Origin of the sequence: Oceanobacter sp. 4_MG-2023, from assembly GCF_030689165.1 — a bacterium.
Classification (GTDB): domain Bacteria; phylum Pseudomonadota; class Gammaproteobacteria; order Pseudomonadales; family Oceanobacteraceae; genus Oceanobacter.
The window spans coordinates 50,728-73,813 of record NZ_JAUYVV010000017.1 but is presented as its reverse complement, the minus strand read 5'-3'; the positions used below and the strand labels follow the sequence as shown (position 1 = coordinate 73,813).

Genomic DNA, 23,086 nt, shown 5'->3' with positions numbered 1-23,086 from the left:
CGACTGTCGGATATCAGCTGGTTTATGCGCGTGTTAAACGAAGCCATTGCCCGCGAGGCGAATGCGGAAGACGACTGCTCCGGGCGATTCTGGGAAGGTCGTTTCAAGTCCCAGGCATTGCTCGACGAAGCGGCGTTACTCAGTTGCATGGCTTACGTGGATTTAAATCCGGTGAGAGCGAAAATTGCCGCGACGCTTGAAACCTCCGATCACACATCCGTTAGCCGTCGAATCAATGACGCAACAACGACGGTAAATACCGATGCCATCGAACGGCAATCTTCCGGGCTTTTGCCATTTGTTGGCCATCCGAAACAACATTCACCCGTGGGTATCCAGATGCCATTGAGTGACTATCTGGCGTTAGTTGATGCAACCGGGCGGATAGCTCGCGGCGATAAACGTGGCGCGATTGATACAAGCGTATCGCCGATCCTCAGCCGAATTGGCCTGGATGACAAGCAGTGGCTGACCATTAGTCAGCAATTCGAGCAGTGCTTCACAACCTTTGTTGGTAGCGAATCCAATGTTCGTTCTGCCTGCGAACGACTCGGTTACAAACGGCCGACCGGGATAGCATCTGCCAGGAAGCTGTTGGCGGGCTGATCCGGATCACTCACCGCGAATTTCCCAAGCCAGGTACGACGATCAGAGACATACTCTGAGGCTTGATCACGCGCAACGATCAAGATTTATCCTTTTTATCACTAGTTCGCCCTGCCAATGACCACCAAAAACAGGCAGATTAGTCTGGCAAAGCCTGAAGTGGGATACCGCAGCTTGAAAATAAAAATGGGTGCCCCAATTTATTCCTCCCAATCTATTCCGGTGTCCCAATTTCAGCCAATTTCACCGGAAAATAAAAGTGGATGTCCTAGTTAAAAAGATGTCCCTGACCAGAGTGGCTCAGGGCAAGCCGGTCATCAGTAGTTTGATCCCGTAGGACATAGAAAAAACGGCGGTAAAACCGATTAAATACAGCAGTAAAAACCATTGCCAGGATTTGAGCCTGGCTATCTTGTTTTTAATAGTGGTTACATCCATTAATAACCCTCCTGATAATCTTCTACCTTGCCGGAAAATACCCGGTAACCCCATAAGGTATAAAGGCAAATCAGCGGGATAAAAATACACACGCCGGGTAATAAAAAGTACAGGCTGCTGTCGGGGGATGCTGCTGCCATAAAGGTTAGCTGGCCCGGTATCAGATAGGGAAACAGACCAACAACCAATCCGGCAAAGCTGAGCAAAAAGATGATGGCGGCACACCAGAAGGGACGGCTTTCGTGTTGGTGGTTGTGCAGGCCTCGCCAGGCGAATAATGCTGCCAAAAAGGTCAGTATCGGCAGTGGCGACAACAATAAAAAGTGGTTATCGGTAAACCAGCGATCCCTTATAGCTGGCTGGCTGATTACGGTCCATAAACTCACTGCCACCATGGCGAACAGGGTGGTCATCAGCAGGTATTTTCCCAGTTTGGCGGCGTGTTGCTGAATCTGGCCACGACTTTTCATATAGAGATAGCAGGCGGCTAATAAAGCGTAACCTGCCATAACCGCAAAGCCCGTCAATACCGAAAAGGGTGTTAGCCAATGCAGGCTCGACAGGCTGTGACTACCTGCTGGAATACCTTGCACCAGAGAGCCTAGCAGCATGCCCTGGCAAAAAGCGGCAATGGCAGAACCGGCGCTGAAGGCAAAATCCCAATAGGGTCGCGAGGTGTCGGATTTGAAACGATATTCAAACGCCACTCCCCGGAAAATCAGCGCAAACAACATCAGCATAATCGGCAGGTAAAATACCGTGGTAATCGCGGCATAGGCAGCAGGGAAGGCTGCAAATAGCATGACGCCGCCAAATACCAGCCAGGTTTCATTACCGTCCCAGACGTGTGAGATGGAGCGCATCAGGTGATCACGTTCACCATCCTGATCAAACCAGGGGTAGAGAATGCCGATCCCCAGGTCAAAGCCATCCAGCAACACATACATAAAGATGGAAAATCCCAATAACAGAAAATAGAACAAGGCCAGATCCATTATTTTGCTCCTCGTTCTTGTTGGTTCAGGTTTTTGACCCAGGCGAGGGCATAGCCGGGGGCATCCATACCAATCAACTGTTCTTCCAGTGCGTTCATGGTGGGTGGGCCTTTTTTAATCAATTTGCGCATGAAGTAGAGGTAAACACCCAGCAGGGAGGTATAGATCAACACAAACATGATCAGCGTGAACAACACCCGCTCGGCTGGTAGTGGCGATACGATGTCTGAGGTACGCACCAGGTTATAAACAATCCAGGGCTGGCGACCGACTTCCACCACGTACCAGCCAGCGAGCACCGCAATCACTCCACTGGGAGTAAACAGCGTTACCAGTGCCAGAAAGGGTTTGCTCTCAAACAAGCGCTCCTTGCGACGTAAAGCCAGCGCCAGCAGGGCAATACAGATCATGCCGAAGCCAATACCGACCATTACCCGGAATGACCAGAACACCAGTGGTACGTTGGGACGATCTGCTGCCGGTACGGCTTTCAGGCCTTGCAGCGCGCCATCCCAGCTATGGGTCAACAGCAGGCTGCCAAGGTTTGGAATCGCAATTTCATAATCGTTGGATTCGGTGGCCATGTTCGGCATGGCAAACAGCAGTAGTGGTACGTTGTTTTCTTCCGCAGGCCAAATGCCCTCAATCGCCGCCAGCTTGGTTGGCTGGTGCTCCTTGACGTTCAAGCCGTGCATATCACCCACCCATGCTTGTAATGGCGTCAAGACCAGAGCGAACCACATGCACATGGACAAGCCTTTGCGGGCGAAGGGAATATGCTGTTTTTTTAACAGGTAGTAAGCACTGATACCGGCGACCACAAAGGTGGCGGTGATCAACGAGGCCATCAGCATATGCATCAGGCGGTAGGGCATGGAGGGGTTGAAGATGACTTCCATCCAGTTGGCCACCTCAAAGTGGCCATCGACAATGATGTAACCGGCAGGGGTTTGCATCCAGGAGTTGGCAACAATAATCCAGAATGCGGAAAACCAGGTGCCGACCATCACCACCGTGGTGGCAAAGAAGTGCAGTTTGCGGCCAACCCGCTGCCAGCCAAATAGCATCACTCCAAGAAAACCGGCTTCCATAAAAAAGGCCGTTAGCACTTCATAAGCCATTAATGGCCCTAATACTGCGCCAGTCATTTCCGAAAACCTGGAAAAATTGGTGCCGAATTCATAGGATAAAACAATACCGGATACGACGCCCATACCAAAGGTAATGGCAAAGGGTTTTATCCAGAATTTGGCCAGTTGCAAGTAATAAGGGTTGTGGGTTTTTAACCATAAACCTTCCCAGATAGCAATTAATGTGGCCAGGCCAATAGTAATGCTGGGGAAGATAATATGAAAGCTCACCGTAAAGGCGAACTGCAATCTGGATAATAGAGCGACGTCGAGATCCATAGCCATTCCAATAGTGTTAAACCAGAGCTTTTAATATTTTATAAAAAACAAAAGCCGTGAATGATAAAAATGATTGATCAAGTCGTCCGCTAGTTGGCCTTGTTGCTGGCCAGCGTGCGCATTTTCTGGATGGCCAAAGGAAATAATGCCAAACCAGCAATGCTGAACAGTGCGATGACTTCCGTCATGAAAAATCCAGTATTCATTTTGCTTTCTCCAAAAACAGATAAAATTTTGAGATAGATCAAGAAATATGATTTGCTTACAAGCAATCGATAGGCCAATTTTTATTGGTTTTTATCTTGTTGATTTTTAAGGATAAAAATTAATTTTTGTGTGAACTGTAAAGTAAGTTTACGATTGTTTGTTGTGGTGGTGTAAGCGAGGTTGACAGTTTGAAGCTCTCATTGATGTTTGAAATCGCCATGTTGGTCTCCAGTGTTTGCGGTTTTTTGGTCGCGGCCTGGCTACTCTGGCGTGCTCGCAAACAAAGCGACCTGCAAGCCTTGGCTGGTTTTGCCATCATGATGGCGGTGTGGTGTTTTGGCCATGTGGTGCTGTTTCATGGTTATGAACGTATTGGTATTTATATAATTTTGGCCAATCCACTGATGCCTACTTTTTTCCTGCACTTTGCGATTCGGTTTGTAAACTCCGGTGCTGCCAGAGAAGATAAACTTGATCGTCTTTATCAAACGGTTCCCTGGTTTTATGCCACCAGTATTGCCGTGGTACTACAAAGCTGGTGGGTGGGTGCCGGAGATTCTATTGGCACCTTGGATATCCGTTACTTTTTTGTCTTTACCGACGTGGGTGTCTGGAATTTATCTTATACCGTACTGATCGGTATACTGGCACACGCAGTATTATTGTTTGGCTGGTATCGTCATTCGGGTAATAAAAAGCGATCGATTCTGGCGATGTTTGGTGTAGGAGCCTGGGGGCTGCTACTGGCTACCAGCTTTGTTTTTCCTTCTTTTGGCATCAGCTGGTTTCCCTATCCGATGTTGCTGCTGCCTACCTACTTGCTGCTGCTGGTGTATGCCGTGGTGCGTTATCAGATTCTGTCGGTCAATGCTTTTGCCAACCGGGCACTGTTGTGGGTGTCCATGATGTTGGTGATTCTGTGTCTGATTGCGGTGATCGGGGTGGTGTCCGGACGTATCGGTTTACAGGCATTGGCGAACGTGCCCAGTTGGCAACTGTGGTTGTATTCGTTGCTGGTATTGGTGGTGGCTGCATTTATCTATCAGCCGTTAAGCCGGATGGTATCGCGGTTGATTTATCCGGGGGCTTCGCTGAATGAAACTGTGCTGGAGACTTGGTCAACCCGGTTAAAGGAAGCGGAAGACTGGTCTCAGCTGGTCAGTCTGGGTGAGCAGTTGCTCTCACAACAAATACGCCACAAGGTCGCTATCCAGCTGGATAAGCCGGTTCCGATGGAGCCATCCCAACACACTGCGCTGGCGCTGCGGCTATCACGATCAGCGTCTGGCTGGCATTTTGTGTTGGTGGGTTGGGACGATGCCAGCCCTGGTATGCGTCTGACGGCGGAAGTGTTTGCCTCGCTGTTCTCGACCAGTTGTGGTTTGTTGGAGCATTCGCTGGCGCTGGCGGCGGCGGAGCGTAAACGGCTGGATGAACAGCACCTGGTCGAGCTGGGTAGCCTGTCGGCAGCGATGGCGCATGAGTTGCGTAATCCCCTGAATATCATTGCGATGGCGGCTTATGATGCACCTGCTGCCACCCGCCAGCATATTCAAACCCAGCTTAAGAGAGCAGACCGGCTGGTCAGCGATATGCTGGTGTATTCCGGCGGTCTGACTCTGCAAATCAGCGTTATCCCCTTGCGGGCGTTAGTGGCGAATGTCTTGGCGCAAGCTCCGTCCGACGGAGTGGTGTGTGAGCTGAAAATTGCCGAGACACTTGAGCTGGAAGGGGACCCGCAACGACTGCAGCAGGTGTTTATTAACCTGATCGATAATGCCCTGTCGTTCCTGCGTAATGCGGCCGATGGCCACTTGTGTATCGAGGCTGAGAAAGAGGGGCAATATCTGCTGGTGCGCGTTCACAACAACGGGCCGGAAGTGGATGCCGGACTGCAAGGGGATGCCCTGTTTCAGCCATTTGTCACTCGGCGGGCAGGCGGCAGTGGTCTGGGGTTGGCGATTGTGCGGCGTATTGTCGATGCCCATCAAGGCCAGATTTATCACCGCAAGGATAGCGATTGGCCGGTAACGTTTGATCTGCGGTTACCGTGCCGCCCGGCAACGGCATCTGCTGTCGAACCGGCTGCCGTGGTTACACAGAATAATGACTTTTTGCCAGAGCAACTTTTATGACACGTGCCAAGACACAACAACGCATATTACTGGTGGATGACGAGCCGGCATTTCGGGAGCTGGCCAGTCGCTGGTTGGCGAATCAGGGTTATCACGTCAAAACTGCCGTCAGCCTGGACGATGCCCGTCAGGCGCTGGTGTCGTTTGAGGCTGACCTGGTGTTACTGGATTTATCCATGCCGCCGCTGTTTGACCCCCAGGTTACCCTGGCGGCGATGGCTGACTTTGACGGTCGGCCAGTGATTATTATCACCGGCCATGCCGATCGTGATCTGGCGCTGCAAGCGGTGGCGCAAGGAGCGTGGGATTTTATCGCCAAGCCGATTGATCCTGACATGCTGGCGGTGGTGGTGCGGCGGGCGCTGATCAAGACGACGCTGGAGCGAGAGCTGCAGCAGCTGAAACAGTCCAGCCAGCAGCCATCAGGGGCGGCGGCCTATCTGGGCCTTTCGGCCAGTGCACAAAAAGTGCGGGCCTTGATTGAGCGTATCGCGCCCACGGACGTGCGGGTGCTGGTCACCGGGCCATCAGGAACGGGCAAGGAAGTGATCTCGCGGGCATTACACGACCTGAGTCATCGCTCGGACAAGCCTTTTGTATCGGTGCATTGTGGAGCGATACCGGCCGACTTGCTGGAAAGTGAATTGTTTGGCTACGTCAAAGGCGCGTTTACCGGAGCCGAAAAAGACAAGGCCGGTTTGTTAAGCCTGGCCGATGGCGGCACATTGTTTCTGGATGAAATTGGTGAAATGCCATTGGCAATGCAGGTGAAGTTATTACGCGTGTTGCAGGAAGGCACGTTTTTCCCGGTGGGAGGGCGCGAGCAAAAACACATCGATATCCGGGTGGTCTCTGCCACCAATGCCGATTTGGCCGAAAAGGTACGCGGTGCTGAATTTCGCGAAGATCTGTATTACCGCATTAAAGGCGTCAATATAGAAACCCGGCCACTGTCGGAGCGACAGGAAGATGTACCGGTATTGCTGCAGGCATTCCTGTCGCGTTTGCAGCAACAGCAAGGTAAAAGCTGGCAGCTCAGCCCGGAGGCGATGCACTGGTTCCGGAGCCAGACCTGGCCTGGTAATGTTCGGGAATTAAGGAATGCCCTCGAAAGCGTGGCGTCCATTTGCCCAGAGGGGCAAATCACCCTGGAGGATATTCAGCTGCTGTATCCTGCGACGGCAGGAGCGGTGGCCGGAAATCCAGCGTCCGCCATCGAGTGTGCGGTCGCTGAGGTGCCTCTCAGTGAAGCGAGCCTGGATGAGCAGGTCAGGGCGCTGGAGATCCGACTGATCGGGCAGGCGCTGTTGCAATGTAGCGGCAACCGTACCCGGGCCGCCCGGCAATTGGGTATCTCCCGGCAAGGGTTAATCAAGAAAATAGAACGTTATGGGCTATAGGCCTGCGGCTGGTGACGTTGCCATCAGGCTGACTTGACCTGATCGTGCCAGTCTGATCGGGCAAAAATCACCCCTTCAACGGCGAGGACATTGCCGTTACTGCTATAGACGCCATGGCCTTTTTCCGTGACATGGTTCATCTGGCCGCTGGTATGAAACAGCCGATAGTTCAGTTCAAAGCTGCGGCGCTGTGACAGGGCTTCCTGTACCTGCTGCCAGACGTAGTCGACGTCCGCCGGATGAATCAGCCTGCCATAACTTTTCTGAGTCATTCTGACCAGATCGTCGGCACTGTACCCTGTCAGGGCCAGACAGCCTTCGCTGACGTATTCCATGGTCCAGTCGCGGTCGTTACGAGAGCGGTAAATCATTGTTGGCAGGCGCGACACCAGAGCATTGAGGCCACGCTGGGTCGCACGGTTTTGCTGGTCTTCCTGCTCCTGAAGAGAGATATCACACAGGGTGGCAGAATATTGCCGGGTCTTTGGTGATTGCGGCCCCAGGGTTTGCAGGCGTAATTCACACCAGAGTGGCTGCCGGTCCGGGCTGGCGAGGCGTAACTTGAGCGGCGGATACGGACCACTGGCAGTCAGGTCGCTGCTGCCGTTAAGCAGCTGTAGCCAGGCGGCACGATCCTGCGGGTGCAGAAAATCAGCCAGTGGTTGGTTCAGGCTGCTCGTAATGGTGTGGCCACTCAGTTGCTGCCAGGCCTGGTTGGCGTAGGTCAGGCGTCCGAGCTGGTCGAGCTGCAAGACGGCATCGCTCAGGCTGTCGAGCAACTGTTGCAGATCGGTCGTCGCAGACTCCGCGTGCCGCAATGATCGGGACTGACGGCGCAGCCAGCTCACAGCGTCAGGCTCACGGCATCCGGATGCTGGTGTACCCAGGCAGCCAGCTCCAGCCGCGAATGCAGATTCAGTTTACGCAGCAGGCTTTTGACATAGACCTTGACGGTGCCGTCGCTGATCCCCAGTTCGCGGGCAATCAGTTTGTTGTTCAGCCCTTGGGCAATCAGGGTCAGGGTCTGGCGCTCTCGTGCTGTCAGATCAACGCCGCCCGGGAGCCGTGTGTCGGATTCGGTGGTGGCAGGGCTGATATCCTGGTCGCCTGGCCCTGGTTGCCGGAAGGCTTGAGCCAGCAGGGTGACGCTGTGATTGTTGAGGGCGACTTCGCCACTTAACACCCCGTCCAGCTGGGACAGCATGTCGTCGGGGGCGGTGTCTTTCATCAGATAGCCATCGGCACCACTGCTGAGGGCTTCAAACAGGTCGCTGTCATGCTCGGAGGCAGTAATCACCACCACCTTGGTATCGATCTCGTGCTGGCGAATCTGACGAAGTAAATCGAGGCCGCTGATTGCTGGCATATTGAGGTCGAGCAGTACCAGCTGTGGCCGATGTTGCGCCAGCACGGCCAGCAGGTCGCCACCGTGTTCGAGGTCGGCGGCAACGCTGAATTGGTCGCTGTCGTTCAGCAGCTGGACAACACCACGGCGAAACAATGGGTGGTCATCAACCACCACCACACGGGCGGCAGCCTGGGGGATGGATGAGTGGCCGGGTGGACTACCAGGTGTCATACCGGATGACGGAGTCATAATGCTATTTCCGAAAGGATGGTTCAGCCAGGCGGTCGTGTCGGGCCTGAGTGAGTGGATGGGTCAGTGGCAGCTGCAAGCGGACACAAGTACCGCTGGGCTGGCGGGAACCGATCGTCAGGCTGGCACCGATACGCTGTGCCCGCTCCTGCATGATCTGTAGCCCGAAGCTGCCATTGTTGGCGGCTGCCTGAATGCCGCGCCCATTATCTTCTATCGCACAAACCAGTGTGCCGTCCGCTTCCTGATAGAGACGAATACGGGCATGACTGGCATGAGCGTGGCGCACCAGATTACACACAGATTCCCGCACAATATAGAGCAACTGGGTGGCCTGGTGGTCATCCAGAGGCAGATTTTCGCAACGATTATCCAGCTCAAACACCAGTGCTGAACGCTCTTCAAATTCTTCTACCAGCTGATTGAGCTCATTACCGAGTTCACTGGCCAACGTTGACAGGCGGGAAGTTGCAATCAGTTCCCGGGTCTGGCGATAGGCAAACAGACATTGCTCGGAGAGGTCCTGGGCTTCAGGTAACAAAGCTGACAGTTCGGCACTGTTATCGCAGCGTTTGGCCAAGCGGGCACTGCTCATGCGCAGGTATCCCAGTACCTGGGCGACAGAGTCATGTAATTCGGCGGCGTGCCACTGGCGCTCATCTTTCAGTGCTTGTTGCAGCCGTTGTTGCTGTTGCTGCCAGCCATTCAGGCCACGACACAGTTGCTCGCCGAGCAGCGACAGGCATTGCTCCAGCGATTCCTGGTCTCGGGATTTGATATGTTGTCCGTTCACCAGTAACCAGGCTGTCCCTTGTTTCAGGGTCAGGGATTGCATCCGGTGGCCAGCAGGCAACAGCACATGAACAGGGTCGCTAACCGGAGTGATCTCCGCGCTATTGGCCAGCATGACGCAGCGGTAACCGTTGTCCTGGCTACCGGGTAACCACAGTGCTTGCAGCAGGCTGTCGGGGCGGGTCGGATGAAACTGCTGTTGCAACCAGGATTGTAGTGGCACCAGCAGTGTGGCCAGTTCGGTTGCCGGCTGAGTGCAGCTGGAGATATCACAAGCGAGATCAGGCAGCAGGCGCTGGGTAAATTCCGGTGCATCGGCAGGCACAGGTCGGGGAGTGATGTAACGGCTTTGTTGTGATGAAATCACCCATTCCAACAAGCGCTGCAGTCGGCCAGATATTGGCTGGGCCATGCCATTCGATTGAATCACTGTCATCGAATTTCCCTCCGATTATGGTCCCGGCCGCGACGTGATCGACGACCAGAGAATACCTTTGGGCAAGACAGGTAGCAGGTGCTGTGCCAGTTTCGATATTTTGGCTGATATTTGTCCCGTTATATCCCCCTTGATAAGGAATATTCTCAAGTGAGTATCCCTTCCTGAGTATTGAGACCAACAATCCCTTGAGTAAATATTTTTAACCGAAGGGAAACAGCAACACCCGCTCTGTTTCCACCATTTGTTAACCAGGCTTTGTGTATGTCTGACGGCGAATATGCACCAGAGTGACTCCGGACGGCCGGAATTGCACTGGGTTGACGCACAGAATGACGTGAGAGCCAGCAGGAGTTGTTATGGCGTTTGCTTTGCAACCACAGACTCAATCCCGGATTCCAGACCATTGTCGCCGTTATCGGCTGTGTGGCCAGATGGTGTTGCGATTGCTGTTACGACCAGGGGATACCCTGATACTGAGCGGCAGCGACCCACTGCAAGGCGTCGAGATCATTCGTTGTGATGACGTGTCAGCGCCGGCGCTGACCGCCAACGATAGCACCCTGGCGCTGACACCGGTTGTGGCCGACGGCACCCTGAGTCTGCTGGAGCAGGGCGACAGCCGCTCGCTGCAGGCTCGTCAGCAGTTGCAAGACTGGCAGGTGGCCGGGCATCTGAGTGATGTGCTGAGCATCCCTGCCGAGACCATCATGGCCGGCTGCACCTTGACCGCGCAACGGGAACAGACCCTGGTGGTGGTGGCCCCGGCGGCCCCGATGGCGGTGGATAGCCAGATTGCCCCCGGAGAAGTGGAAATTGGCCACGGCAGCACGCGATTTGCGGGTAACCTGCCGGAACCGTTGGCACCACCGGTACAGGATTTACATATTCCCGACAGCACAGCCCGGGCCTATACCGTCAAGGCCGGGCAATGGATTCAGGTGATTGATGTCGAGGGCAAGCAAAGCTCCGATTTTATCGCCTTTGACCTGGACGCTGTAGAAGCCGCCAGACGTGGTGAAATATCTCCGCATGACATTCCCATGCTGGATGCTGTGGCGACCCGTACCATGATGGGGCATAGCTTGCCGACGCCGGGTCTGCACTCGCGTTTTTATGACCAGAATCTGAAAATCATGCTGGAAGTGGTGCAAGACACCGTCGGTCGCCACGACAGCTTTATGCTGGCCTGTACGCCACGTTTTTATGAAGACGCCGGTTATTTTGGTCATGCCAGCTGTACCGACAATTTCAATACCCAGCTGCGCGACTGGCAGATTGCCCCCCGTGCTGGCTGGCCTGCGATCAATTTCTTTTTTAATACCACTGTCAGTGACTGTGGTGCGGTGTATGGCGAGGAACCCTGGTCGCGGCCGGGGGATTACGTCCTGATGCAGGCACAGCGCGATTTGCTGTGTCTCAGTTCCGCCTGTCCTGATGATGTTGACTCCGCCAATGGCTGGTGCCCGACCGATATTCACGTCCGGGTTTACGATGCCGAGCAAACTTTTCCACGATCTGTCGCCTGGCGGGATATTCCCGAGGAGCTTCCACGTATGACTCAGCAAACCGGTTTCCATTCCCGCACTTCCGCCCTGACCACACACTTCGGTGAGTACAAGGGTTTTTGGCTGGCTGACGAATATTCCGGCTGGGGTGCCACTGCCGAATACCTCGCCTGTCGCGAACGGGTGGCGATGATCGACCTGACCGCGTTACGCAAATTTGAAGTGGTTGGCCCGGATGCCGAACGGCTGTTACAGCTGGCGCTGACCCGTAATGTCCGGCGGCTGTCGGTGGGAGAGATCTCCTACACCGCGCTGTGTCATGTGACCGGTGGCATGATCGACGACGGCACCGTGTTCCGCATGGGGCCGCAGGCATTCCGTCTGGTGACGGGTGATTCGTTTGTCTGCACCTGGCTGAAGCAACTGGCCAGTGAGCACCAGTTTGCCGTGCGGGTACAAGAATCCACCAGCCAGCTGCATAACGTCGCCGTACAAGGGCCAAACAGCCGTGAGCTGCTCAGCCAACTGATCTGGACGCCGGAGCATCAGCCGGATATTGCCGACCTGGCCTGGTTCCACTTCACCATCGGTCGTCTGGGTGGCGAGAGCGGACAACCGGTCATGGTGTCACGTACCGGTTACACCGGCGAACTGGGTTTTGAAGTCTGGACCCACCCGGACGATGCCCCGGCCATCTGGGACGCTATCTGGGAAGCTGGACAAGCGTTCGATATTGCGCCGATGGGGCTGCTGGCACTGGATATGCTGCGTATCGAAGCCGGGCTGATTTTTGCCGGTTATGAATTTTGCCCACAAACCAGCCCTTACGAAGCCGGTATCGGCTTTACCGTCCCGATGAAAACCAAGGAAGAGGATTTTATCGGCCGGGCGGCGCTGGCGCGTCAGGCACCGGAAAGCCGCCAGAAACTGGTCGGGCTGCTGATCGACAGTACCGAGACCGTCAGCCACGGTGACGAGGTGTATTTCCCACTCGCCAAAGGCGGCCGTTTCCCGGTCGGCGTGGTGACCAGCGCGACCTTCTCGCCGTTGCTGAAACAGCAAATTGCCCTGTGCCGGGTGGCACCAGATGCCGCTGCGCCCGGAACCGACCTGGAGGTCGGCCAGCTTGACGGGGTGCAAAAACGTATTCCGGCGATGGTCACGACCACCCCGTTTTATGACCCTGAGCGCACTCGGGTACGCTCCTGATCGGCTTATTGTGAACGCAGAATAATTAATGACTGTGAGAGTACAACCATGTCAATGACCCACTTTTCACAAGCGATCAAAACGCCGCAAGCGGGAATCAGCCGCCCCGGTATCCATACCTGGTTGCAGGGTGTCAGCCAGTTGGACGATACCGACAAGGCCCGTCTGGACGGCTGCTCGCGTATGGAAAAATCTGATGAGCCGCTGGTTTGTGAATACACCGACCATGAGATGAAAATCATCGTCGAAGGCGGCATGGTCATTAGTGATGAAACCGGTTACCGCGTTGAAGCCAAAGTGGGTGACGTTTTTTATTTTGAAAAAGGCAGCATCATCACCTTTAACCCACCGAGCGATGGCACAGGTTGTTTCTTTGGCCAGCGCCGTGAAGGTGGTGGTTGAGCTGCTGCTCACACCCGCATCCCCGTCGCCGGATAACACTGGCAGGCGGACGTCTGTGAATGAACACTGGAGCCAGCGATGACCCCGACCGAATCGATTGAGCTAGACGAACGAATCAAAAGCCGCCCGTCCTATAAACCACTGACCTTGCTGAGTGGCAAACAGTGGCAAATATTTATTGCCCAGAATGAAGACCAGCAAGGCCTGAAACAAATGCATGATGAATGTGTTTCGATCGCCGACCCTGACAATACCGTTCTTTGGGTGGTGGTTGGTGACGACCAGGCGGAGAGCTTCAAACTGTTAGAGGATGCTTCGGTAGCCGCTGCGGTATACGTTGCTGGTGATGAACCCTTCCTCTGGGATTGCCGGAATACCCTGTTGGGGATGGACTTTGCTCCCGACCAGATTCAGTTGATGGCGCCCAGCAGTCATCGCCGTCGCCTGTTTTGCACCCACTGTTACACCCTGATGGAAGACGTCACGCACTCACCGCATACCTGTTCGGGTTGTGGTGAACAGTTGCTGGTACGGGATCATTTCTCGCGCCTGTACGGTGCTTACGTTGGCGTATCGATTAATGCCGAAGATCGCAGCGAGACTTTCGAACCTGAGGAGATGCAGTAATGACAGCCAATACCCCCAGCCATCATCTTATGGTCCGCGTCAGTGATATGAAGCTGGTCGCACCGACCATCAAGGAATTTACCCTGGTTGCCGTCGACGGCGCTTTGTCGCCGTTTTCTCCCGGTTCCCACGTCGTGGTGACCATGTCGGGCACCGATGCCAATGGCAAAGCCAAAAAGTGGAAAAATGCTTACTCGCTACTGAGTGATCCAAGCGACACCGAGGCGTATAAAATTGCCGTCCGCTTGCAGGAAGTCTCCCGAGGTGGCTCCGAATTCATGCACAGCCAGGTACAGATTGGCGACGTACTGGAAATTACCCCGCCGGCCAACCTGTTTGCACCGCTCTGGCGGGCCAAGAAACACCTGCTGATTGCCGGTGGTGTGGGCATCACACCGTTTATGTCCTACTTGCCGGAAATGCAGCGTCAGGGTGCCAATTTTGAATTGCACTACTGCTACCGTGGCAAGCAGACCGGCGCGTATGCCGACCAGCTGCAGCAACAGCTGGGTGATGCCTGTGTGCGTTACGACGCCGATGCCGGTAATCGCTGTGATCTGACGGCGTTGCTCAAGCAGCAGCCACGCGGCACCCATATTTACATCTGTGGCCCAGAGCTGCTGATTGAAGGCGTGCGGCAGAACGCTGCCCAGATCGGTTACCCGGCGAGCCTGATTCACTTTGAAGAATTTGCCGCGCCGCAACCTGGTGAACCCTTCAGCGTGACGCTAAAACGCAGCGGTCAAACCATCGATATCGGTGCCGAAGAAAGCTTGCTCGAAGCGCTTGAGGCTGCGGATCTCGAGATCCCCAATATGTGCCGGGGCGGGGTCTGTGGCCAATGCCAGACCAAAGTACTCGAAGGCGATGTTGAGCACCGGGATAATTACCTCGGAGCCGCAGAGAAAGCCGATTGCATCATGCCGTGTGTATCACGAGCCAAAAGCAAAACCTTGGTGTTGGATCTATAGTCCAAGATTGTCATAACCAATCACCAGAACAAGAACAGGGCATTTGCCCATCAGGGCCAATGCCAACCAAGAGGGATACGTAATGCGTGTGACACCGACCAAACTTGAAACTTTCCGGGACGATTTTACTTACACAAACAGTGAATTTGCCATTCAGCGTTTTCCGTTCCCTTTTCCGGAAGATCAATACAACTACACGGTGAATATCGAGCCACATGCTCTGCCGGGAGAGCCGGACAGTGTGTATGAACACCTGTTCGATGTTGATGAACACTACCTGTCAGAAATGCACGAGCGCGGCCTGGTACTGGCTGAAAGCCCAAAACGCTGCTTGGCCATGCCGCATATGGATCTGGCCTGCTGGGATTTGATCGAGCGTGCCATGAACGCCTTGTCGGCGGATTACCCGGACTGGTTCAAACTCAGCAAAGAGGGTGACCAGTGGCACTGGCAGAACACTCTGCTGGACATCGACGATACCTTTACCTTTGGTGACAGCAGCACCTTGCCGATGCCGCCGATGGAATACATCGGCCGTCAGGTTCAGGGTGACCTTGCCTTGATGGATCAACGCGACGGCGACCTGTTTATGGACGCCGGTATAGTCACTTGTCCGGCCGACTGGTCGCTGGCCTTTGATGCGGGCATGAGCTTTAGCGAATGGCATGGCCCGGTTCCCATGGCTCACGAGCTGGGAATTTTTGAACGGGCATTAAAATATCTGACCGCCATGCAGGTTAATCGCCCGGTACGCCGCCTGAATTGGACGTTAACGGTGAATGCCCGTATGGATACCTCTCCTGAGGAATACCCTCACTGGGGTAACGACAGAGCGTCCGTAACCCCGGACAATGTGGGTGAAAAGGTTTACTTGCGAGTCGAACTGCAAGTGATCGACCGGATGCCACGTTCCAACGCCCTGTCGATCAATATCCGGACCTACATGGCCAGCATGAACGACCTGTGTGCCAACCCGGACTGGGCCAGACGGCTGCACCGGGTCATGAAAGATTTGCCAGCGCCACTGATTGAGTACAAGGGGCTGACCCGTTACCACCCGATGTTGGTTGAGTGGTTGTCGCAGTTTGATCGCGAGCAATAAACGGCAGCAGCAAGCGCCAGCGGTTGATCAGGGGATGGCGACAGCTCCCTGACCGCTGGATGATCGTCCTTATTCCATTACCGGTATGTCTGGCCGTGAGCCAGACGCCACATGGATGACAGCTCAGACTGTATCCACACCGAGTTTCAAGCCCGCAAGTTTTACCCGCCGAGAGGCGGGTTTTTTTTGTAATTTTCTGGTATGACTTTCTTTGGCGGATCTCGACGGTAGTCGATCGTTCTGCATCAAGACCTCGTTAAGACCTCGTTTATCAATGGGCCATATTCAGTTATCGATGTGGTCAAATACTTGAATGTTCAATTGAATATTTTTTATTTGGCGTTGTACCATGGACTCATTAACCTGATTCAACGCCCGAGGTAGAGCATCGATGAACGCAAGCAATCCCCTGAACAGAGCCGGACTGGCAGAGACATTACGCCGTATCGAGGCCGGCGAATGCACCGCTGTCGATGTGATCAATGCCTGCTTCGACCGTATTGACGCCCGGGAAGACAAGGTCGGGGCCTGGGAATGCTACTTGTCCCGTGCCGACTATTTGCAGCAATACCATGACCAGCAAGCGTTTTATGAGCAGAGCCTGTTAAAAGGTCTGCCGGTCGGTATCAAGGATATTATTGATACCGCCGATATGCCCACTGAAATGGGTTCTGCGATTCACGCCGGACGCCAACCGATCGAAGATGCCAGCTGTGTGGCACTGGTGAAAGCTGCCGGAGGCATGGTGCTGGGCAAAACCGTCACCACCGAATTTGCTTATTTCCGCCCTGGTAAAACCTGTAACCCCCACGCTCTGGATCGTACCCCGGGTGGCTCTTCCAGTGGTTCTGCTGCTGCCGTGGCTGACGAGATGGTGCCGATGGCGCTGGGTTCCCAAACCGCCGCTTCCGTGATTCGTCCGGCGGCCTATTGTGGCGCGGTGGGTTATGTCGGCAGTCGGGGAGAATTCTCGCTGCGGGGTGGTCAGCCTCTGGCGCAGTCGCTGGATTCACTGGGTCTGTTTGCCCGTCATGTCGAAGATATTCAACTGCTGCGGGCCGTCTTGTTACGACTGCCAGCAGTGGAATTACCCGCCGCCGTCAAACCGCGCCGGATAGTGATGTGTGCCGGCGACAATGTGGGTGACACCGACGCCGATATGAACACCGCCTTGCAGCAGGTGGCCGAGCGCTTGCAAGCGGCCGGGGTTGAAGTGACCTGGCTGGAAGCAGGAACCCTGCTGCAACAAATGGTGATGCATCACAGCCGGATCATGGCCTGGGAAGTGTGTCGTAACCTGGTGATGGAGTCACAACAAGCCGAGTTGCTCAGTCAGCCATTGCAGGCACTGATCAAGGATGGTCTGGCGATGCCGCGTGAAGATTATCTGGCTTCGCTGGATGCGGTTGAGACCAGCCGTCACTGGCTGTGGTCAACCTGTGCGGAAGCCGATGCCATTCTGGCCCCGGCCGCGCCTGGCGTGGCGCCGTTGGGTCTTGATAAGACCGGTGCGCCACATATGAGTCGCCCTTGGCAGGCCATGGGATTCCCCGTGATTTCGATACCGGGTGAAACCGATGGCGATCACTTGCCTCTGGGCCTGCAACTGGTCGGTCGTGCCCGCCAGGATGATGCCTTGCTGCAGGTCGCCGCCTGGGTTGAGCAGAACATCATGAACTGATTGTGCCTGTCTGCTTGGCGATGGATGGGTCTGGTGATGGTTTGCCAGTGCCCATCGATTGGCGGATAGCAGCACGATAGCGGCGGCGGTTATGATGGTGCCATACCGTCGGAGGACTGCCATGACCGCAAAACAGCTACGTGCTTTTCTCGCCGTTGCCCGCACCCTCAGCTTTGCCGAAGCCAGCACCCTGGTGCATCTGTCGCAACCGGCATTGAGTCTGGCGATCAAGAGCCTCGAAGAGTCGTTGGGTGGGCGTTTGCTTAGCCGTACTACCCGTTCTGTCGCATTAACACCGGAAGGTCAGGCGTTACTGCCGATTGCCCAGCGGTTGATGGCCGATTGGGATAACGCCGAAGAACAGTTACAAAAACGTTTTGCCCTGCAACTGGGCCAGGTCGCGGTCGCGGCAATGCCGTCTTTTGCCGCCAGCCTGCTGCCGAATGCACTCAAAGTGTATCGTCAGCGCTTTGCCGATATCCGTGTCGAAGTACATGACGTGGTGGCGGAGCAGGTCGTCAGCATGGTGCGCTCCGGCCGTATAGAAGTCGGGGTGTCGTTAAGCCCGGAAGGTGCGCCCGATCTGGTTTTTTTACCTCTGTTTGATGACGAACTGGTGGCGGTCTTGCCGCCGGATTCAACCATTCTGAGATCCCTGCCGGTAGCTGGACGGCTGTCCTGGGCGCGTTTGCTGCTGGAAGACTTTATTGCCCTGCAACGGCCGTCGATTGTGCGCCTGATGTTGGAAAGTCGTCTGGCAGCACAGGGCATGGCATTAAATGTTGCTTACGATGCCCATCAGCTGGCCACGGTTGGCCGCATGGTGGCCTGTGGTCTGGGAGTCAGCGCCGTGCCTTCCTTGTGTCGGCAACAAATGGAGGAAATGGGGGCGGTGTGTGTGCCGCTGCAAGATCCAACCATTGGCCGGGAAGTGGGCATTCTGGTGAAAAAAGGCCACGAACTGTCGGTGGCAGCCCAGGCGCTGGTGAACGTGTTGGTCGAGGTGCTGGGGCAGGGTGACTGAAGTCACCACTCGGACGGCATCAGGAGACCAGGCGCAGCCTGCCTTATTCCAAGTTCCTGGCAAACTGTAAAATATTGTCATGAATTATTACTGCAAGTGTCAGCAATCTGTCTTGTTCCCTGCTGATACTGCCTCTCCGAAAATTATTATCAGAATGATCAGAGAGGTAGCAAGATGCGTTATCAGAGTATGACCCGTTCCGTTTTATCGGTGGCCATCGCGGCAGTCACTGCCAGTGGTCTCGTTGCTTGTGGGTCAGACGATGACAACTCGTCACCATCGGAAAGTGCATACCAGCCCTATAAAATAGGCCTGTTGCCCGATACTCAAGGTGGTAGCGATAGCGAAGGCCAGTCTCACGTGGCCATGCACCCGATGCGCGAAGTCTTGTCGCACCAGGCCGATGCCGGTGTGGATATGGTGATTGCACTGGGTGACCTGACCGACAAGGGCACCACCGTTGAATGGGCAGAATGGACATCTGTGGCGGAGTCTTATAAAGATCAGGGTATCGAATTCCTGCCAGTGATGGGCAACCACGAAACCAGCTACGCCTATACCGTAGAGTGGATCAAAACCATGCGGGATTACATCCCGGAAGACGCCGTCCATATGCCAGGCTTTGAATGGATCAACTACTACGTGATCCGTGAAAACGTACTGATCGTGGGCCTGGCGTACTACAACCTGCCAATTGCCTTCTCGTGGATTCAGGACGTGATCGAATCCAACGAAGATCAGGTCGATCACATTGTTGTTGCCAGCCACGACGGTCTGGTCGGCGCTAAATACGGCCAGACCCGTGAACAAATCGTGGAAGGCACCAAAGACGACGACTGGGTTTACAGCGTTCAGGAAGACATCCGGGACTACTTCTCCCAGCACGATGTGATTTATGTTCAGGGACACGAACATCAGTACCAGCGCTCCCTGATTACCGCCCAAACCGCCTTGACCACCACCTCATCCGGTTCCACCCCGGAAGGTGGAAACTACCGCATGAATGCCTACACCCAGATCATGGCCGGTAATGCTTCGTACAAGGGTTACGAATACCGCTATGGCGAACGTGAGCTGATCCAGATGGTGATCTCGCAGAAGAACAACACACTGAGCAACGGTGCCACCGGCTTTGACGTTAACTCCAGCTGGCTGGCATTCGACAACGACCGGGTGGACTACCAGTCCTACTATTCCGAGCATACCGCCAGCAGCAACGACGCCGACCAGGCTTTCAGTGCCGACTGGAAAATGCTGGATGGTTTCAGTCGTACTACCAACCGCTGTGACAACGTGATTTACCCGACGTCTGTGCCAGAAGATACCCGCCCGGTCCTGGTGTTCCAGACCGACTACCTGAGCGATATCTGTATTGCGGATGACGGCACCGTGGCGCAACTGATTGGTGGTTCCAACGACACCTTTAACCGCACCGACACCCGTACCCGCGATATGGAATACACCCCGGGCTTCAGTCGCGCAGAAACCCTGATGGATCTGACTCGTCTGGCCTACCAGTGGATGTATGTGTACCACGAAAGCTGGACACCCAACCTTAACAGCGCCGCCCGGGCGATTCCGGATGAAGAAGAAAACCTGCTGCTGATCCCTGGCACCACCATTGACCTGAAAGAACACGTCACGCTCAGCTGGACAGAGAAAACCTCTGACACCCGCTCCGATATCCTGATTGTCAGCGGCACTCAGAACCAGACCGGCATATACCAAAGTGCCTACGGTGCCGAGAAAGACATCGAAGCCGATGCGGGTCTGGATCTGTCATCACCGTCTGGTGCCGCAAAAAGTGCTGTGGTCTTGCCGGCTACCGCAACCCAGAGCTGGGACATGGGCACTGCAGTGGCGGATAGCTATGGCGTAGCAATGACCGCGACGGACTCGCTGTCGGGCGACGACGTTGTGCTGGCGAGCAAAACCGATACCGGCTGGGAAGCATTGACATCGGCTGACTGTATTTACCAGGGATTGTGGCTGGAGAGCTACGCCGTCACGGCACCCGCCCGTGATGCCGCCTGCTCTGGAGAGCCTTTGGTCGGTTACGATGCCGATGGTAATCAGTGGTGGACGGTACTGAACAGCGATGCTGAACTGGCGCTGGTGTCTCGTTAAGTATTCTGGCTGTACAGGATTACCCGCCACGCGTGCGGTAATCCTGGGCTGATCTGGAATATCTCTTCTGTTTTGTCATGTCTTTCCGGGCGTGCCCGGAATCCACCGGCTCGGACTCGCAACCGTCTGGCTCCTGAATCAGGTTCAGGGTGACGCTTGAGAGGGGAGCCGGTCTTTACTCTTCGACGTAGTTAATAATCGATAGCAGCTGCAGCGGTACTTCGATCAGTTTCTCGGGGCCGTGAGGCGTTTCCGCATCAAAGGTCAGGCTGTCGCCGGGGCCCATTTCATACAAGTGGTTGCCGTGGCGGTACACCAGCTGTCCTTTTAGCAGGTAAATAAATTCTTCGCCGGGGTGGGAGAAGGTCGGGAACACCTCCGACAGATCATCCATGGTAATCAGGAAGGGTTCAAAGTTACGTTTGCCACCCCGCTGATAGGTTAGTAGCTGGTAGGTGTGGCCTTTGTCGGTGCCACGGCGAACAACTTCCAGACCTTCGCCAGACGGTGTGAAGTGTGCGCCGCCGTCCGGGCGGTCGTAATCGCTGAACAGTTTGGAGATAGGCAAGCCGATGGCGGTGCACAGGCGGCTGAGGGTTTCCAGGCTGGTGGAGACTTGGGCGTTCTCGATTTTGCTGACCATACCCTGGCTGATGCCAGAAATTCGCGCCACATCGGTAATTTTCAGGCCTTCTTCCAATCTGGCCTTTTTGACTTTCATGGCAATGTACTGGTCCAGATTAAAACGTGTGTCGTTTTCTTCCATGTCCTGATGCTCCACCGGTGCTGTAGATGAACCCTCTTGGTGCGTAAGAATGAATGGACGCACTCTAGTGGTGCTTTATTTCAGTCTATTCAGCCCTGATCGACGAACCAGACGGGTTTCTCTGTGGGAAAATTTATTAACTAACTATAGGTAAATCGGGGCTTTCGGTTCAATATGAAAAAAATATTCCCCTTGGGAAATTATGTGGCATAGGGGTTGCATTCACTTTAGGAAAGTAATTTTCCCAAAGAGAAACAAAGGTTCGGCGAGAAGCTGACCTCGGAATCAGGAGCAAGTGTATGTTGTCCGCGACCCCATCCGCCGCCGAAATCGAAGCTTTCATGTCGGAAAATGATATTCGATACGTTCTGGCCCAGTTTGTTGATATCCACGGTGTGGCCAAGACCAAGTCTGTGCCCGCCAATTGCTTGATGGACGTTGTTGAAAAAGGGGCTGGTTTTGCCGGCTTTGCTGTCTGGGGAATGGGCATGGAACCACATGGCCCGGATTTCCTGGCACGTGGTGACCTGGCCAGCCTGACCACCGTACCCTGGCAGCCAGGGTATGCCCGTATTGCCTGTGACGGTTACGTGAACAACGCGCCGTACTCCCACGACAGCCGCGTGGTACTGAAAAACCAGCTCAAGCGTCTGGATGACAAAGGCTGGACTCTGAACACGGGTCTGGAGCCTGAGTTCTACCTGTTCAAACGTAACGCCGACGGTTCTCTCGGCCCAGTGGATGATACCGATACGCTGACCAAGCCGTGCTACGACTACAAGGGCCTGTCGCGTTCACGTGAATTTCTGGAAACCCTGGTTGAGAGCCTGCAAGCGGTTGGCATGGACGTGTATCAGATCGACCATGAAGACGCCAATGGCCAGTTCGAAATCAACTACACCTACAGCGACGCACTGACTTCGGCTGACCGTTTTACCTTCGTCCGTATGGCGGCCGGTGAAATTGCCAACGACCTTGGCATGGTCTGTTCCTTTATGCCAAAACCATCAGCAGACCGCACCGGTAACGGCATGCATTTCCATCTGTCGATTTGTGATGAAAGCGGCAAGAACCTGTTTGGTGATGACAGCGACAAGCACGGCATGGGTCTGTCGAAAATGGCTTACCACTTCACCGCTGGCCTGCTGCATCACGCCAAGGCGTTGTGTGCTATCGCCGCTCCTACCGTGAACTCTTACAAGCGTCTGGTTGTTGGTGGATCGGCTTCCGGTTCAACCTGGGCACCAGCGTATATCTGCTACGGCGACAACAACCGTTCCGCCATGGTTCGTGTGCCTTACGGCCGCCTGGAATTCCGCCTGCCAGATTCAGGTTGTAACCCGTACCTGGTACACGCGGCACTGATTGCTGCGGGTATGGACGGAATCGAACGTGAGCTGGAAGCCGGTGATCCGAAAAACATCAATATGTATGCCCTGAGCGAAGCAGAACGCAAAGCTGAAGGCGTCGAAATCCTGCCGCAAACCCTGGGCGAAGCCATTGATGAACTGGAAAAAGACACGGTGCTGACGGATGCCATCGGCAAAGAAGTGATGGCTGAGTTTGTCCGCCTCAAACGCGAAGAGTGGATCGACTACTGTCGCCACGTTTCCGACTGGGAAGTACAGCGCTACGGCGAATTCTTCTGAGCCTG

General features: G+C 54.8%; 17 protein-coding genes and 1 pseudogene. 12 read left to right on the top strand and 6 right to left on the bottom strand.

The window, feature by feature from the left end:
* Positions 1–606 (top strand): annotated as a pseudogene (locus tag Q8W24_RS12480) (transposase); the annotation flags it as partial.
* Positions 607–1,043: 437 nt separating this feature from the next.
* Here the strand turns inward: Q8W24_RS12480 and cydB are convergent.
* Both cydB and Q8W24_RS12470 read right to left on the bottom strand, forming a co-directional pair.
* A complete protein-coding gene (gene cydB, locus Q8W24_RS12475; RefSeq protein WP_305414346.1) occupies positions 1,044–2,039 on the bottom strand; it encodes a cytochrome d ubiquinol oxidase subunit II in 996 nt (331 codons plus the stop codon).
* Entirely contained in the window at positions 2,039–3,448 is a 1,410-nt protein-coding gene (locus tag Q8W24_RS12470) for a cytochrome ubiquinol oxidase subunit I (protein ID WP_305414345.1), read from the bottom strand. The genes cydB and Q8W24_RS12470 overlap by 1 nt, the downstream gene beginning before the upstream one ends.
* Positions 3,449–3,843: 395 nt before the next feature.
* Between Q8W24_RS12470 and Q8W24_RS12465 the strand changes: the two genes are divergently transcribed.
* Both Q8W24_RS12465 and Q8W24_RS12460 read left to right on the top strand, forming a co-directional pair.
* Positions 3,844–5,790, top strand: coding sequence for a sensor histidine kinase (locus tag Q8W24_RS12465; protein ID WP_305475495.1), 1,947 nt, complete (start codon positions 3,844–3,846; stop codon positions 5,788–5,790).
* The gene (locus Q8W24_RS12460; protein ID WP_305414343.1) at positions 5,787–7,190 is read left to right on the top strand and encodes a sigma-54 dependent transcriptional regulator; all 1,404 of its coding nucleotides are present in this window, start codon (positions 5,787–5,789) and stop codon (positions 7,188–7,190) included. Before Q8W24_RS12465 ends, Q8W24_RS12460 begins: the two co-directional genes overlap by 4 nt.
* Positions 7,191–7,213: 23 nt before the next feature.
* Here the strand turns inward: Q8W24_RS12460 and Q8W24_RS12455 are convergent, their stop codons facing one another.
* From Q8W24_RS12455 to Q8W24_RS12445, 3 genes are read right to left on the bottom strand one after another with little or no spacing between them, the layout of a single operon-like run.
* Complete coding sequence (locus Q8W24_RS12455) at positions 7,214–8,038, bottom strand: PAS domain-containing protein (protein WP_303432833.1); 825 nt, start codon at positions 8,036–8,038, stop codon at positions 7,214–7,216.
* Positions 8,035–8,787 (bottom strand): response regulator, encoded by a 753-nt coding sequence (locus tag Q8W24_RS12450; protein WP_303432834.1) that lies wholly within the window; start codon positions 8,785–8,787, stop codon positions 8,035–8,037. The genes Q8W24_RS12455 and Q8W24_RS12450 overlap by 4 nt, the downstream gene beginning before the upstream one ends.
* A gap of 4 nt (positions 8,788–8,791) precedes the next feature.
* Positions 8,792–10,015 (bottom strand): sensor histidine kinase, encoded by a 1,224-nt coding sequence (locus tag Q8W24_RS12445; protein WP_305475493.1) that lies wholly within the window; start codon positions 10,013–10,015, stop codon positions 8,792–8,794.
* 359 nt (positions 10,016–10,374) lie between these two features.
* Between Q8W24_RS12445 and Q8W24_RS12440 the strand changes: the two genes are divergently transcribed.
* The 8 genes from Q8W24_RS12440 to Q8W24_RS12405 all read left to right on the top strand — a co-directional run bounded on the left by Q8W24_RS12440 (position 10,375) and on the right by Q8W24_RS12405 (position 20,666).
* Positions 10,375–12,732: a DUF1989 domain-containing protein gene (locus Q8W24_RS12440; protein WP_305452863.1), complete on the top strand. Its 2,358-nt coding sequence runs from the start codon at positions 10,375–10,377 to the stop codon at positions 12,730–12,732.
* A 48-nt stretch (positions 12,733–12,780) separates the two neighbouring features.
* Complete coding sequence (locus Q8W24_RS12435; RefSeq protein WP_303432839.1) at positions 12,781–13,134, top strand: cupin domain-containing protein; 354 nt, start codon at positions 12,781–12,783, stop codon at positions 13,132–13,134.
* A gap of 78 nt (positions 13,135–13,212) precedes the next feature.
* A complete protein-coding gene (locus Q8W24_RS12430; protein WP_305475491.1) occupies positions 13,213–13,761 on the top strand; it encodes a dimethylamine monooxygenase subunit DmmA family protein in 549 nt (182 codons plus the stop codon).
* Positions 13,761–14,732, top strand: a complete 972-nt coding sequence (locus Q8W24_RS12425; protein ID WP_305414338.1) for a PDR/VanB family oxidoreductase — start codon at positions 13,761–13,763, stop codon at positions 14,730–14,732. The genes Q8W24_RS12430 and Q8W24_RS12425 overlap by 1 nt, the downstream gene beginning before the upstream one ends.
* An 82-nt stretch (positions 14,733–14,814) precedes the next feature.
* Positions 14,815–15,834, top strand: a complete 1,020-nt coding sequence (locus Q8W24_RS12420) for a DUF3445 domain-containing protein (protein ID WP_305452864.1) — start codon at positions 14,815–14,817, stop codon at positions 15,832–15,834.
* Positions 15,835–16,225: 391 nt separating this feature from the next.
* Positions 16,226–17,515 carry an amidase gene (locus Q8W24_RS12415; RefSeq protein WP_305475489.1) on the top strand — a complete coding sequence of 430 codons (1,290 nt, stop codon included), beginning with the start codon at positions 16,226–16,228 and terminating at the stop codon, positions 17,513–17,515.
* 121 nt (positions 17,516–17,636) lie between these two features.
* The gene (locus Q8W24_RS12410; protein ID WP_303432847.1) at positions 17,637–18,539 is read left to right on the top strand and encodes a LysR family transcriptional regulator; all 903 of its coding nucleotides are present in this window, start codon (positions 17,637–17,639) and stop codon (positions 18,537–18,539) included.
* A 189-nt stretch (positions 18,540–18,728) separates the two neighbouring features.
* Positions 18,729–20,666: a metallophosphoesterase gene (locus tag Q8W24_RS12405; RefSeq protein WP_305475487.1), complete on the top strand. Its 1,938-nt coding sequence runs from the start codon at positions 18,729–18,731 to the stop codon at positions 20,664–20,666.
* Positions 20,667–20,841: 175 nt separating this feature from the next.
* On the opposite strand, the gene Q8W24_RS12400 is transcribed toward Q8W24_RS12405, so the two are convergent.
* Positions 20,842–21,432: an XRE family transcriptional regulator gene (locus tag Q8W24_RS12400; protein ID WP_303432849.1), complete on the bottom strand. Its 591-nt coding sequence runs from the start codon at positions 21,430–21,432 to the stop codon at positions 20,842–20,844.
* A 299-nt stretch (positions 21,433–21,731) separates the two neighbouring features.
* Between Q8W24_RS12400 and glnT the strand changes: the two genes are divergently transcribed.
* On the top strand, positions 21,732–23,081 hold the full coding sequence (glnT, locus tag Q8W24_RS12395; RefSeq protein WP_303432850.1) for a type III glutamate--ammonia ligase: 1,350 nt from the start codon (positions 21,732–21,734) through the stop codon (positions 23,079–23,081).
* The last annotated feature ends 5 nt before the right edge of the window (positions 23,082–23,086 follow it).